The organism is Devosia sp. (assembly GCF_041917035.1).
Classification (GTDB): domain Bacteria; phylum Pseudomonadota; class Alphaproteobacteria; order Rhizobiales; family Devosiaceae; genus Devosia_A.
Genome location: NZ_JAYRYM010000001.1, coordinates 46,353 through 60,479, shown reverse-complemented (window position 1 = coordinate 60,479; position 14,127 = coordinate 46,353). Strand labels below are relative to the sequence as shown.

The 14,127-nt window shown below is 63.2% G+C and carries 9 protein-coding genes; 5 read left to right on the top strand and 4 right to left on the bottom strand.

Going from position 1 to position 14,127, the window contains the following annotated elements:
• The first annotated feature begins 47 nt into the window (after positions 1-47).
• The 5 genes from ACE3TU_RS00245 (at position 48) to ACE3TU_RS00225 (ending at position 4,245) form a co-directional block, all read left to right on the top strand.
• Positions 48-755 (top strand): hypothetical protein, encoded by a 708-nt coding sequence (locus tag ACE3TU_RS00245; RefSeq protein WP_374618663.1) that lies wholly within the window; start codon positions 48-50, stop codon positions 753-755.
• The gene (locus tag ACE3TU_RS00240; protein ID WP_374618659.1) at positions 748-1,185 is read left to right on the top strand and encodes a putative metal-binding protein; all 438 of its coding nucleotides are present in this window, start codon (positions 748-750) and stop codon (positions 1,183-1,185) included. The genes ACE3TU_RS00245 and ACE3TU_RS00240 overlap by 8 nt, the downstream gene beginning before the upstream one ends.
• A 26-nt stretch (positions 1,186-1,211) precedes the next feature.
• Entirely contained in the window at positions 1,212-1,628 is a 417-nt protein-coding gene (locus ACE3TU_RS00235) for a hypothetical protein (protein WP_312860793.1), read from the top strand.
• A complete protein-coding gene (locus ACE3TU_RS00230) occupies positions 1,628-2,977 on the top strand; it encodes a ThiF family adenylyltransferase (protein ID WP_374618655.1) in 1,350 nt (449 codons plus the stop codon). The genes ACE3TU_RS00235 and ACE3TU_RS00230 overlap by 1 nt, the downstream gene beginning before the upstream one ends.
• Positions 2,978-3,243: 266 nt before the next feature.
• The gene (locus ACE3TU_RS00225; RefSeq protein ID WP_374618653.1) at positions 3,244-4,245 is read left to right on the top strand and encodes a PIN domain-containing protein; all 1,002 of its coding nucleotides are present in this window, start codon (positions 3,244-3,246) and stop codon (positions 4,243-4,245) included.
• A 29-nt stretch (positions 4,246-4,274) separates the two neighbouring features.
• Here ACE3TU_RS00225 and ACE3TU_RS00220 read toward each other — a convergent pair whose 3' ends face one another.
• From ACE3TU_RS00220 to ACE3TU_RS00205, 4 genes are read right to left on the bottom strand one after another with little or no spacing between them, the layout of a single operon-like run.
• Positions 4,275-4,835: a phospholipase D-like domain-containing protein gene (locus ACE3TU_RS00220; RefSeq protein WP_374618650.1), complete on the bottom strand. Its 561-nt coding sequence runs from the start codon at positions 4,833-4,835 to the stop codon at positions 4,275-4,277.
• A complete protein-coding gene (locus ACE3TU_RS00215; protein ID WP_374618647.1) occupies positions 4,832-7,060 on the bottom strand; it encodes a hypothetical protein in 2,229 nt (742 codons plus the stop codon). Before ACE3TU_RS00215 ends, ACE3TU_RS00220 begins: the two co-directional genes overlap by 4 nt.
• Entirely contained in the window at positions 7,047-11,387 is a 4,341-nt protein-coding gene (locus ACE3TU_RS00210; protein ID WP_374618644.1) for a DEAD/DEAH box helicase family protein, read from the bottom strand. Before ACE3TU_RS00210 ends, ACE3TU_RS00215 begins: the two co-directional genes overlap by 14 nt.
• On the bottom strand, positions 11,384-13,942 hold the full coding sequence (locus ACE3TU_RS00205; protein WP_374618641.1) for a hypothetical protein: 2,559 nt from the start codon (positions 13,940-13,942) through the stop codon (positions 11,384-11,386). The genes ACE3TU_RS00210 and ACE3TU_RS00205 overlap by 4 nt, the downstream gene beginning before the upstream one ends.
• Positions 13,943-14,127: the final 185 nt, after the last annotated feature.

The following is a 14,127-nucleotide window of genomic DNA, read 5'->3' as shown; positions in this document are numbered from 1 at the left end:
TCCAAGGACGGACGGCGTCAAGAGTCCCGAGCATGGAGATTTGACCGATGAGCGCTACTGCCGAACTGGCCCGTTCCGAGGCCTATTTCTTGAACGACGCGCCCGTGACGTCCCGCGACAGGATCGTGACGGGCCGGGAGGTTCTGACGCGTGGCGGGTTGAAGCCGCGGTCCGACTTCCGCCTCATTCTCGCTGCCGCGGGCCGGACCCAGCTTGTGGAGCTGGACGCCGAGATCGACCTGCGTGACTACCAGACCCCACGCTTCTACGCTTTGCAGAGCGACCGGGTCTTCTCCTTCACCGTCGATGAGATCGACCAGGTCTGGGGCAATGAGACGATCCCGGTCGACCTTCTGGTCGGCCTCATCGCCATGCGACCGGATCGCGAACTGGTGCTGGAGCGCGCCGGCGAGCCCGACATCGTCCTGTCGAGTGGCGGGACGGTCTCGCTGGCCGGCAAAGCCGTCGAGCACCTGCGCACGCGTCCCAAGGCCCCGCACGAGCTTGTCGAGGTGACGGTGTTCACGACCAGCGGCACCTTCCCGGAAGAAGGCGCGCTGCGCGTGCCCCCGGTTACTGTGGTGAAGCAGGTCCTGGCGCGCGCCGCCGCCAAACTGGACCTGACGGACACGACCGACTGGGTCGTGACCGTCGGAGGGCGCGACATCAATCCCGATCGCAGCTTCACCCAGAACGGCCTGGCCGGCAGGGTCGAGCTCGAGTGGGGCCCGCGCGAGGGTGGCGGCGGTGCTTGAGCAGCTTTCGCGCGCCAAGTTCGAGGGCGACGTCGGCCGCTTGAGCGCCCGGACCGTCGTCCACCGCGCCTGGACGGTCGTCTCCACGGAGTACCCGATCCTCGATATCGTCTTCGGACACACGAAGGCGGAGCCGTTGCGCATTCGCATGCTGTGCGACCAGTGGAATGACCTGCCCCCTTCGATCGAATTGCTGTCGGCGAGCGGGGCGTATCTGAGGTCGGCCCCGCCCAATGTGGGCAGCATCTTCAACGGCAGCGCCCATCCTTCGACTGGCCGACCGTTTGTCTGCATGCGCGGCTCGCGCGAGTTCCACACCCATCCCAGCCACCTGGGGGAACGCTGGGATGGCTATCGCGGCAAGCCGGGGATGGACCTGCTGGGCATCCTCGAACAGCTATGGCGCGGTTGGAAGAGGGCGGTCGGATGAGCCGGATGAAAGTCGGACGAGACGTGGTGGCGGCGACCATCGAGCGACTGCAGGACGGCGGGCGCATCGGCCACGAACGGGCCGTGCTCTGGCTCGGCCGGGGAGCCGGCCGCATCGAGGAACTCTACGAACCGCGACAACGGACGCGGGCCGACCAGTTCTACTTCGACGGCCCGAGCATGCAGCTGCTGTTTGCGCATCTGCGCGGAAAACGCCTGCGCGTGCTCGCCCAGGTTCACTCCCATCCCGGCCGGGCCTTCCACTCCGAAGCTGACGATGATTGGGCGATCATTCGACATGCGGGCGCCCTGTCGCTGGTGCTGCCGCGGTTTGCTCAAGAGGCGACGGTCGACAATTTCTTGGACCTCGCGGCGACCTACGTCCTGTCGACTGGAAACCACTGGGAAGAAGCGTCCGGCGCGACCCTGTTGGAGGTTTGCTGATGACCACTGTCGGTCAGGAAAATGCGCGCATGCTGGCCTCGCTCCTCGGGATCGATGAAGCGGATGCCGCCGAGCGTCTCGACCGGACGGTCCTCGTGACGGCCGCTCCAGGCCTTGCCGCTGCAGCTGGCGAAGTCGAGGATCTGCTTGAGCGCACCATCCATGCGGCGCGCCCGAGTCAGCGTAAGCCGGATCTCGAGCTGGTGCTCGGACCCGCAGAGCCTGCGACGCCCGGACCATATCTATATGCATCGCTGAATCGACGTGGGGTTATCGTCGATGTAGAGCCGCTGCGTCACCTAGATGAAGATGCTCATCCGCTGCTGACGGCGCTCGCCGCATGCCACATTACAGCCGCTGCGCTGCATCGGGTCATCAGCTCATCGAGCCTGCCACGTCTTGGTCTTCCGCTGTCCGTGGACTTTGCCGAGCTTGGCATCCCCGAGGGCAGTCTCACCACGCCCTTCGATATTTCCGGTGCGGTACTGGTCGGCGGCGGTGCCGTTGGGAACGGCTTTCTGCGAGCGCTCCGACATGTGCAGGTTCGCGGCACGTTGCCGATTGTCGACCCGAAGGTCGTTGGGGAGGGCAACCCCAATCGTTGCCTCTATTTCACCAACGATGACGTCAATTTGCCGAAAGCGCCGACCCTGGCACAAGCTGCCCAGGAGGATTTCCCCGAGCTGAAGCTGGTGCCGCATGTATGCACATTCGGTGAGCTCGTTGCCAGGACAGGGCTCGTCGACACCGCGATCGTGACGGTGGACAGCCGCCGGGCGCGACGGTCGTTGCAGAAGGAAATTCCGCGGCGGGTTATCGACGCGTCAACGACCGATGCGCGCGCGGTCATCGTCCACAGCCATAGCCAGCCGACCGATGGAGCCTGCCTCGCCTGCATCTATCGTCACGTTCCCGACGAGCACGCGCGTGAACGGTCCATCGCCGAGGGACTCGGCATCGACATCGAGATGGTTCGGGAAGGATTCATCACAGCCGACGCGGCAGCGCGGATCGCCAAGTCCCATCCTTCGGTTGAGATGGGCGCGATCGTCGGCAAGGCCTACGATACGCTGTTCAAGGAGCTATGCAGCGCGCAAGCGCTGCTCACGCCCGAGGGGCGGCAGGTGTTGGCGCCATTTGCCTTTGTGTCGGCGCTGGCGGGCGTGTTGCTCGTGATCGAGCTCTTGAGGTCCAATCATCGCGCGGCGGTAACCAACTATTGGACGGTCGACCCCTGGCGAGCCCCCATTGGCCGCCTCCGGCGGCTGCGACCGCGGGTGCCGGACTGCGAATTCTGCGCAGATGATGACGCTCGCCGTCTGGTTCACTCGCTCTGGAGCGGTGCGTAACGACGCACACGTCGCCAGCTGCGCGGTCACGTTCGGTCTCGTGTCGTTTCGACCCATCGGTAATACAGACCGCATGGCTGGCGCAGTAGGGCGTCCAATCCCATAGACGACTTGGAGTTGCCCGAGGCGACAGGAAGAGGACGACGCCGTGCGTGAATGCACTGTAGGTTGCCGCTCCGGATATCTCTGTTCGCTAATCGGAGCATTGGTAGCTAGCGATGGCAAAACCCGTTAGAAATCCGACTGAGCCGTTGCGAACACGCCACGTGTTCCTCGACACAGAGGTCTATCGTCGGGCCGCGTTCAACATCTCGAACACTCCTTTCGCGCTGCTCGCCAAGCAGATCGAGGACGGGCGCGTCGTCCTGCATACAACCGACATCACACTGACCGAAATTCACCGACAGCTAAAGGAAACCGCAGTCGCCATGGCCGCGGAGGCCAAGCGGCTGGTCCGGGATTTTAACCGGATCGCGCAGCTCACTGGTGAGGACAACGTCACAGTCAGGGATGTCGACGGTTCAGCTCTCGGCGAGAAGGCCTGGGCAGGCTTCGTTGACGTGCTGGTCAAACGCTTCCGCAGCCATTCCGTGCTGGCGCTAGAGGTTCCAGCTCGGATCGTGTTCGATCGCTACTTCGACGGCCGCCCGCCATTTGATCATCGCGGCAGTAAGGAATTCCCGGACGCCTTCATCGTCGAGGCGCTCGCCCGCTACTGCAATAGCAATGAGATATCGATGTACGTGGTGAGCGGCGATGCAGCTCTTCGCAAGGCTGCAGGAGAGCACGATACGCTTCTCCCCCTGGAGACACTAGAGGATGTCCTGGCCGCCGCGACCGCAGAAGGCGGAGGGGATCTCGAAGCGATAGCCGACGAGATCTTCGCAGCGCCCGGTTTCGATGAACAACTGATTGAAGCTATCGAGAGCGACTTGGATTTGGTGGAATTCGTCTACTACGGCTCCTTGTCCGACGTCTCCGTACTGGGGGCCAAGCTCGATGAAATTGTCAGCGTAGACGGGTACGACGTCGCGGCCATCGATGACACCAAGATCGGACTCATCCTCCACGCAAACTCGATCCTCGCCGCGCGGCTGCGTTATGTCGACGAGGCCGAACTGCGAGATAAGGACGACGACATTACTCCGACCGAACTCGAAACCTGGGTCCACACGCATGCCCGGCTGAAGATCTATGTGTCGATTGACCTACGCACGCTGCGTTTCATGGAGACTGAACTCCTGACTCGCGACGTCATCGTTGAATAGCATCGTCCTTCCGAGCGCGCGCCGCGGTCTCATGGCACGGCAGAGACTGGTCCCGCCATATTGGAGACGGCGTCGACTAGAACCTTGACCGCGTGCACGGCGGGTCCCTCGACCAACATGCCGCATTCGAGATTGGCGGCTTTGGAGCGTCTCAGCAGGTTTGCCGATCCGACATATGCCGCCACCCCATCTGCGAGCACAATCTTGGCGTGAAAGGTTTCCTGCGACAGGTCGCCACCGCCATAGTCGATGATGCGAGTTACCGCCCTCTTCAGGCGGCGCCCCGCCTCGGCGCAACTGACAAGCTGCGATGCGTCCCGTACGACCAAAACTCGTTCAATGGCTTTCGTCGTTTCGAAAAGTTCGGCGGCCCAGTCGGCCCCGATCCTGTCGACATAAGGGATCATCACGGTAAAACGCTGGCGCGCCAGCGACGCGAGATGGCTGAAGGCATCGGTTGTGGGCGTCAGCGTCACGTAATCGCTGGCGATGTCAGCGGCGAGAGCATCGGCCAGCCGGCTCGGCGCGGGCGGCATCGTCACTACCAGCCGCGCCGTTGCCCGCGGCGAGATCAACACCTCGTTTGTCATTTGGCGACCATCGCCTCAAAGAAGCCCACGAGGTCGGGAGCCGATTTCGGTTCCCATTCCGGACCTTTGCCGCCCTTGAGCACGGCTCGCGATAGCAACAGGTTGGAAGCGATGCAGCTCACCTCCGACACCATGACGCAGGCCGGGCAGGCACCACCTCGTGCATCGCACAGGCTGCCCGATCCGCAACGCAGCGTGCGTGGATCGATCGCGCGGCGGAGGAACTCATCCGCATGGTTGCGCCACATGGCGGAGATATTGCCAAGGTCCGGCGTCATTCCCTTGCGGTAAATCACGAACGCAAGGTCGGCCGGGAAGATGTGCTCGCCGATACCGTCGCGGTCCACGCCGGAGGAGTCGGCAAGCGAGTGCATCATCTGATGCGAGAGTGTATGCAGCAGGAGATAGACATACGCCGGCACCGTACGTGGGTAGCCCCCGGTTCCCTCGCGATCCTTGAATACCTCGAGGAACGGGCCGAAATCCTCGTACCGTTCCAGGTAAGCGCGCCCCAGTCCCTCGTCAGGCACATCGGTGATCTGGTTGGCCTTCAGCCACCGAAGCACCCTCGCTTCGTCGAGCTTGAAATAGAGCGCCTCGTTCTGCTGCTGGGTCACATAGATCGGGCGCTTGGTTCCCTGGACGGGAAGCTGATCGAATGCCTTGAGACGAACGGGCATGTCGATCGCAGTACCCTGATGCTCACGCTTGTAGACCGGCGTCGCCGAAACCCGCGTGTATCCAAAACTGAACTCGCAGATCGGCAAATTCCGCACCAGGACTAAGCGCTCCACGCCCAGATGGTCGAGCAGATTGCCGATGTTCGCCTGATAGCGAGCCTTGCGCTGAGGATCGTTGACAACGTCAGTGAGCGTAATGTCCGGTTCCATGACATCGACCGCCGCGTGCCGCGCCATGGCTTGCTCGATATGCTCACGCACGAACGCATCGTGCTGGATGGTGAGCCGGATTGGGTCGTAGCGCCGTGTCCATTCTCCGCGCTGGCTGATCGCCCTGAGCACCGCTTCGCTTCCCAGTCTGCCGCGCTCGACGATGCCCTCAGAGAACCAGCCCTCACGCAACTCATAAGCGCTATCGCGGTATGAACGGGCGCGCTCCGGCCGGTTACTCTCATCGGCGCGACGCGCCATATCGAGGAAGCTCTGGTAGTCCTCCCAATCGCCGGCGTGTGTGGAATTGGCTTGGACAGCCTGACGAACCTCGTCATCGCTCGGTTCGGAGAAAGGAATGTTGTGAATCGCGGCGAGTTTCGCGACAAGTTCCCCCACCCGTGACGGCGTCATCAGTTCGACGACGGCGCTATCCTCGAACTCGATGAAGCTGGTGCGTTGCGGATAGAAGGTCGAGTTCGCCCGGTATGACACCGGCAACATGTTGACTTCGATCCACTGGAAAGGTCGCCCTCCGGCGTTCTGCTCAGTCTGAAGACGTGCCAGTACATCCGGTTCGGCCTTCTTGAGCACGCGGGTGTCGCCGCACCCTTCGCAGACATATCTCCATTCGGAGAACACCGGAGCCTCGTTGCGCAGCTTGAAGCTGGTCGATCCGCACGTGCACATCCTGATCTGTCGCGTGTCGCCGGTCTGAGGGTCAAAGTTGAAGTTGTAAGGACTCAGAGGCTGAATCTCGCCTGACCAGTGCACGTAAACGACATCGACCTGCGTCCAACGGGCATCGTGGCCATTGCACTTCCTCGGCAGCGGTTGCCTGGCCTGATCCGAAATACTTTCGTATTCACGGGTCGAGCCGCAGATGCCGCAGCGGTAGACGAGCGGATAAGGCACGTAGCCGACGCGGTCCGGCCCGGTCATCTGAAAATCGTTCCGCTCGATACGGACTTCGCCGGTCTTGGAGTCGCGAAAGGGTGCGTCAAGGACGAGCTCAGGCAAGGCTTCCGGCACTGCCTTTATCGCTCTGTCACGCCAGTTCGTCGCGAAGTCGCTGAGGTTCTCGAACACCAGATCGATGGTCGTGCGGTTCAACTGCTTGGTGATGTCGTTCGCCAGCGGCACCGAGCGACATATTCCCTTCCCGCCCTCCCAGGTCATGAGTACGCCCGGCGCGTAGGAGCTAGCAATCTGGACCCGCGATCTCGACATCGTGGGTGGCTCGAGCGTATCCGGTTCCCGCTTCGCTCCCCCGAACGCGGCCGGCCTGCGGTTCGAGGTGCGCCAGTCCCCGCCCGCGCCCTTACCGCCGCTCATCGCTGCCTCCATCGGCGTCCATTTCCGAGGCACTCCCGCGCTGCGTCCTGATTGCCCGCATGACCTTTGCTAGATCCTGCCTGTCGACGTCTGTCGATCTCCCTCGCGCCAGCGGATCGCGACCGGCAGCTACGATATACCCGGCTTCATCGACATCCCGCAGCGACGTCATTGGCGGCCGGAAGGCGGGAAGATCCTCCCAGTAATCGCGCAGGCTCGCAGCCGTGCCGCGGCTAGCTATGTCGCGGACGAACGTATCCACCTGCTTTTCCACCAAGGCGCGGTAGAACTCCTCGTAGTGCGGAGCGCCAAGCCTTGAGGCTCCCTTGCCAGCGAATCCGCTAGCGCGCAGCATGAATCCGCCCAAAGCTTCACAGAGCGCCACGTGATTGCGCCGCGCCATTGTTCCGAGACGGCTGATCTGATCCATGTGGGCGACTTCCGCTTTACGAGCGTCGTTCTGATCTAAGAATTCGTGGGCCTCGCGCAGCATTGCCCAAGTCTGAACGTAGGACGCCATCGCCCGTTTGATGGCATTCTCGGCCCACCGCTCAACCGCCGGCGGCGCAATCATCCTCTCCAGGAAGCGATGAAAGATGTCATGGGTCTCAATCACGTAGCGGTCGCGACGATTCTGAGGCGTGGGCAACAGCATTACGAAACCGACATGGGTGCGGCCCACCCGGCTCGAGGCCTGGATATACTCTGCGATGTCCGACGGTAGGCCAGCGAAGAACATGCTGTTGAAGCGGTCCACGTCGACGCCATGACTGATGGCGGATGTCGCCACGATGTTGCGAAGGGTGGACGTGATATCGGGATAGTCCGCCCCCTGAAACGACGTTTCGGCGACCTCCATCACAGCCTGGATGTCCTTCATGTCGATCCCGCCGGAGATCAGCCGGCTCTCGAAAAAGGCGTGAGCCCTGCCGATGCGTCTGTGTTCGTGCCCAACGGCCGCGCTGAGGGCATCAATTATCTGATCGCCACCCTTTTTGTTGGTGACATAGGCGAGGGCGATACGGTGAAGGTCGACAAGCGCCATGATGTCCGCGACACGACCCTGCGTCACGGCTCGATCTATTGCAGCGCGATGCCAGTCTCCGACCAGTCCGGGCGAAACCGAGCTGCGGATCGCGGCGACCGTGGCACCGCACTTCGCCGGGTCTTGCAGCCCGTCCCAGAGCGCAGTGATGATCCCATGGAAGGCCGCGAGCACTCCGACGCTGGTAACCGTGTGAGTGGCATCGTTGGTCATAAGGGACACGTAGAGCCGCATCCATGGTGCGGTCTGCTCCGGCGCCTGCGCGAACGGGAGGGAGTTGGCGAGGGCGGTTCGCATGGCGTTCGCCGGCGGTGGCGGAGCTGGCTCAGCGAAAAACGAATGGTAGAGGTCTGGTCCCGGATAGGGGAAGCGCAGCGGAACACGCTGGTAGAGTGTCTCCAGCTGGCGCTCAGGAGCCGAAATCGTAGCGGTTGCCGCTATAACTTTCGGCATCCGCGCTGCCCCCCACCCATCGCCCTTCCAGCACCGGGCTACCTGAAGCCGGTCCCCGGCCATATCCGCCACGTCCTCCAGTACGGTCTGGAGGAGCGTGTCGAACAGCCCGCTGAACGTGCCGAGACTCTCCTCGAGCAGATGCGCTTCGTCTTGGATGACCAGCGCAGGGAAGGGGTCGTGGAATACCCGTGCCCCGCTGGCATAGGAGGGAAACACATTCGAGCAATCGTCCTCGGACGCTTCCCGGCGGACGTCCTCCTCGCGCCGTGGCGTGTCGAAATTGCCCCATTTGTCTACCCGACGAGCCAGGCCAAACATGCCAAGCACCTTGCTGATCGTCGCCGTGTGCTGGCCAAGCATAGCGAGCTTGTCGACCGTGCCGAGTACGACGGCCGGAGCCCGGGCGTAAATGGCATCGTCGGTTAGCAGGAAAGGCAGTGGATGCCGCCCGCCATGTTCCTTGTTCCAATCGCACCCATCATTGAAGCAGACGATGACAGCCCGCTTGCCCAGAGGTCCTTCGCCCTCGGCGCGCCGGAGGCCGGTTGGCTGTCCGCAGACCGGGCACTCCGGGATCTTGTCATAGGCCTCCCGCGCGTCGAGATATCGGCGACCCTGCGCTCGCATCTCCTCGTCGCCTGTATCGCCGTCAAGCCCGCTATCGTCTGGAAAGTTGGAATCATCGGCCAGGGGGATGTCCGCCCGGAACGCCCGATAGTGGTTCGGGGTATTCTGATTGCCGACCCAGAATCCCATCTCGAAGGGCCACTCCCCGGCATGGTTCCTGCGCCGCACCATCTCCGCCCGCACCATCAGCTTGAGCAGCCGCTGAGCCTGCTGGAGGGTGAGCAGGCGCAGCGGGTAGCGGATCATCGCGGTGATGCCACGGTTCTTGCCGCGCAGGCGGTCAAGGAACATCGCAAAGAGCAGCGTGCCGTAGAATGCCTCCGACTTGCCGCCGCCCGTCGGGAAGTAAAGGAGGCTGACGCCGTCCTCGTCGAGCATCTCATCGTGATATTCGCGCCAATCTGCCATCCGCGAGGCGAACACGGGGATGTGGGATAGGACGAATGCCATCTGAAACAGGCGCCAGCCGCGTTTGGGATCGGACGCGTCGCGAAGCGCGAACGCCTCGTTGGTCATGATCCAGGCACGCCATGGCGCCGCGCGACGCTCTAGTTCGGCACGGCTGCCCCCCTCGTGACCCGGGAGCGTGTCGAACGCCTGCTTGGAGGCTATCAACAGCTCCACGCCGCGCTCGATGTATCGTGCTTCTGCCCGCTGGGCTGCGAGGTCTTTTCGCAGCCGGGCGGATTCGATTTCCGCATCGGCGCGGTCGAGCCCTGCTCCTACTGTCGCCTTGAGCCGAACCTCCTGTTCATCGATCCACTTCGCATAGGCGCGCGGCAGTTCGAGGAGCCTCCGCGCGTCGAAGCCCGGATCCTTTAGAACCGCGAACTGAAAGGGCAGATCGATCTGGCGAGCGACGATACGCGGCTGCGTAAAGCGTGGCGCGATCGTGGTGGCGAGCGTCAGTTTGCCGCTTTCTCGGTCAGCGCGAATCCCGCAATTGAGGCCGATCGCCGGATAGTCGAGATGGTCGCGGAACCGATAGGATGGTTCCACACGGTCAAGCCGCAATGGCCTGTGCGCCGCCTGAGGCAACGTCACCGAAAGCCCCGCCCCGAATACGGTGTTGCATCGTCCCTGCGCGTCTCTGGGCGTCAACTCGGCAGACTGGTTGTCGAGCATCACCCGCAACGACAGGCGCCTAGGGTCGAGGAAGTCCGCTTGGCGCTCGACCTTCAGCGCGACCCGCGAAAGGTCCGGCACGACCCGCGCGCGGTCGACTGGACGGGCGGCCAGTGCCGCCATCGCCGCCGTCCACCGCGCTTCGTCCAGTGTATCGTGGGGCTGTATCGTTGCATCGCGCCACGCTTCACTGACGCCATGTCCAGTCACCCAAGCCTCGAGCTGATCGGCGACTGCCTGCGTCAGGCGGCTGTTATAGCCGCTGATGGTCGTGCTCAGCGAGTCCTGATCGGCATCGCTGGCAAAGTCCAGGACCGGCAGGTCAAGCTCGATCCGACGCCATTTGCCTGGCACCGGGGCCGGGTCTACGAGGTTTAACGGGATTGCTCGCCCCTCGCGGATCAAGCGGGCAATTGGTGCCGGCTGCGCCGCGTTGTCCTCAGGGGTGTTTGGATCGGCAATGGCCGCGTCAACGGCTGCCGGCGCGACCTGGGGCTCCGCTTCACCGGACAACAGCTTGATGCCGTGAGCGGCGTAGGCTTTCGTCCGGATCTCGGCGAGGATCTGCGCGCGCTGCGCCCGCACCTTGGAGCGCTTCGCCTCATCCAGGTTTTTCCAGTCCGGCCGGTCAACGCCGGCCGCCTGCAGCGCCGGCACGCGCTGTGCGCGTATTGTGTCGTCGATCTGCTGCTGGGTGCTCTTGCGCAGCTTGAAGTCGAAGTCGAGTTCGCCTCCCCCCGCGACGAGGTCCGACCACAACGGGATCACGCGCACGTAGATCGAAAAGCGCGGCGCTACCCGGATCGTTGCGCCGCTGCCGGCGCGCACCACTAGATCAATGCCGACAGACGCGATCCGGATGTCGGAGGTTTCGTCTACGACGCCGCCGACGTCAAAACGGGGCAGTAGCTGGCCCGCGAAAAGGCCACGACGAGGTGAGCTGCCCAGGATTGCCCGTCCGCGCTCGTCGCTGCCGCTGACACGTCCGACAAGCGCGTTGACCAGAGCATCGCAGACGGCTTCCTTGAGCTCAACGTCGATCTCGCCCAGCTGCTTGTCCGATAGTCCCTTCACTGCGCCTCCAAGCTGCGCGTCTTCGCGACGGTTGCCACGTGCTCCTCGGCCATCAGCCGCAGGGCACGGATGTCATCACCACGCTCGCGATTCGTGGCGAGCGCAGCGTGCGGATCGGTCAGAATACCCCGGAAGGCGTCGTGAAAGACGTTCCCCGAGCGTATCCGGTGCGAGCGTTGCGCCACCACGGCCCAGAGCCAGAAACTCTCGGCGAGTTTTGTGCCGATGCCGAGCGCGGCCGTGAAGCGCATGAACGTCTCTCGATCGTGCGGCGCATGCGGCACGACGTCGTGAAGGGGTTTGTCGAGTTCTTCGTCGAGGTCGACCCAATAGCGGGCCGTCTCGATCGAAGTGCGGGGTTCACCCATCTGAGATACGACAGCCCGCAAGCGCTCGTTGACGGAATCGCCAGGCACTTGAGCGAAGCGGCGGGCGACCTGAAGATGGTACTCCCGAATCTCTGCCGCCGCCGTCGCGCGGACATTGACCAAGGTGCGTGCCCGCTCGACGAAACCTGGTCCGATGACACAGACCTCTTCGCCTTCGCGCACCTGCGCGGCCGGCCGTTCGATGAAGGAAGTCGTCGCGGCCTTGTCGTTGCGCAGGACGATGCCTGTCGACTGGCGTGCGATAATACGCTGGCCGTTATGCATCGAAAGCTCGACCAGGCGCCGCTCGCCCCGACCCCCTCCGCTCAGGTCGACAACAAGGCCCGCGGGGAATTCGATGTCATCGGGGGGCATTTCGGTGTCGAGCTTCACTGCGTGACGCCCGATTTCGGCAACGCGGGCGGCAGCACGTTTCGCAAATGCCCGCAGTCGGGCGGCGAGCGGAGCGACATCTATTGCTTCTGCCAAACGCTCGGCATCCCTCGCTGCGAAGGCTAATGTGTCGGCATCGGCCAGCATGACGATCTGATCGGGCAGCCATTGTTCGCTCAGGGTCGCGAGAATTGCCGATCGAGTCGGTGCGACGATGATGGCCCGCTTGAACTGGTTGCGCAGTGCGCTGGGCATTGCCGCGATAATGTTCAGTACGCGCGCCCCTCCGAACCGGATCAGGCCGAGGTCCAGCCGTTCCGCGAGCTTCGGATAAGACGGCCCCAGTCGGTCCGCCGCGAATTCCGCAATCATATCCGAACGAAACACGAAGGCTGACCTCGAGCTGGATCGAAGTGCAGGCTGGACGAACTCCTCCAGTAGCGACGACATCGGCGTGGCCCGCTCCAGCAGACGCATGACGCTGGTCGTTTCGGCAGCAACATGCGTATCAGCGTCTGCTTGGCTGGCGAGACTGCGGGGATCGGACAGGGCCGCCACGTCAGCCGCCACGCGGTAAGTCGCCAACTGGTCGTTTGCCGTCGCGGTCGACGTCTCGTGTTCGAGGAACCTGCTGAGTTCGGTGATCGATCCTGGTAGGCACGCCGACCGCCGCACCGTACCGATCATGTTTCTTACCGTCTCCGCACCGGCGGGGTCGCCCATCTCGGATAGTCTGTGCGCCAGTCCGCGGAGCCGCTCGATGTTGCGGTCAACGTCACCAAAAAAGCCATCGACATCGATACGTTCGGCACCCTCGAAGCCGCGCTCTTGCCGCCTGCTGTCTTGGATGATGCCGGCGGTTGGCGAGTAGACAACGTGACCCAAGGCGGGGATCACCTTACCTTTGCGTCCGGCCTGCTTGGCTCCCAACAGCTGGAAGCGCGCTGTCTGGTAGGTCCATGGATCATCGGCGAGCACGAGAATGCCTGCCTGCGGATGAACCTCGCGCATGCAGCCGATCATCTCGGTGGTCCGCTTCAGCCAGTTCCACCCCAACCGGTCCCGCGCGTTGCGCGAGAGGTCAAGGATCAGGAGGTCCGGCGCGGACTTGATGCTTCGCAACTCGACCCCAAGCCGGTCCGCCGCTCGGATCGTAAAGAGATAATAGGGGGCGATCGCTGGGTCGTCCGCGGCGCCCGACCGCTTGTGCGCTGCAATGTCGGTCTTGCTTCGCGTGCGCCACAGCAACTCGCTGTTGGAAGGTCTGTCGCCACGAGGCGGACCGTGAGGCACGATCTCATCGAGGATTGGATGCTCGAATTCTGGGTAGTCGCGGCCATCCGAGGCGCGACCTGTCAGCTTGCGGACACGCGCCAGGACCTGATGATAGTCCTTAGCGGGATCGTTCTCTCCGCTCTGATAGCGCTTCAGATGGTCGAAATGCACTTCACCCAGGCCATGCCGGTCGACCTGCACTGCCCGCGCCTGCGCATGGGTGCTTCGCGCGTAAGGGAAGACGATTGCATGCACCTCGTCGGCCCGCTTGCGGCAGGCGGTGCGTTCATTCGCAATTATTACCTCGTCCTGATCGGCACTGGCGACGGCGCCTATCGCCAGCAAAGCCACGATCGCAGACGGCGACATCCGCATCGGTGGCCATGGCATGACTACCTGCGCGGACCCATCGCTTGCCACCTCTGCAGCAGATCGCACCAACCTCAGATAGGCAAGCGTGAGCGCTGCCGGCTCGCTCGACCCCAGGCGATGCAGAGGCTGTGTTGCAAGCGCATCCATATATCCTTGGACGTTTCGCGGGGGGCGCTTGGCGGGGGCAGCGACCTCCACGGCCTCGGCCACCCGACGCGAAGCACGATCCGCCAATTTCGAGGTTAGCCCGGCGCGCTTTTCGAGCTGGATTTGCCGTTGTCGCGTCCGATCCTGCAGCTCAGTTCCTGGCGCGCGATCGAAGGGCCGATGAC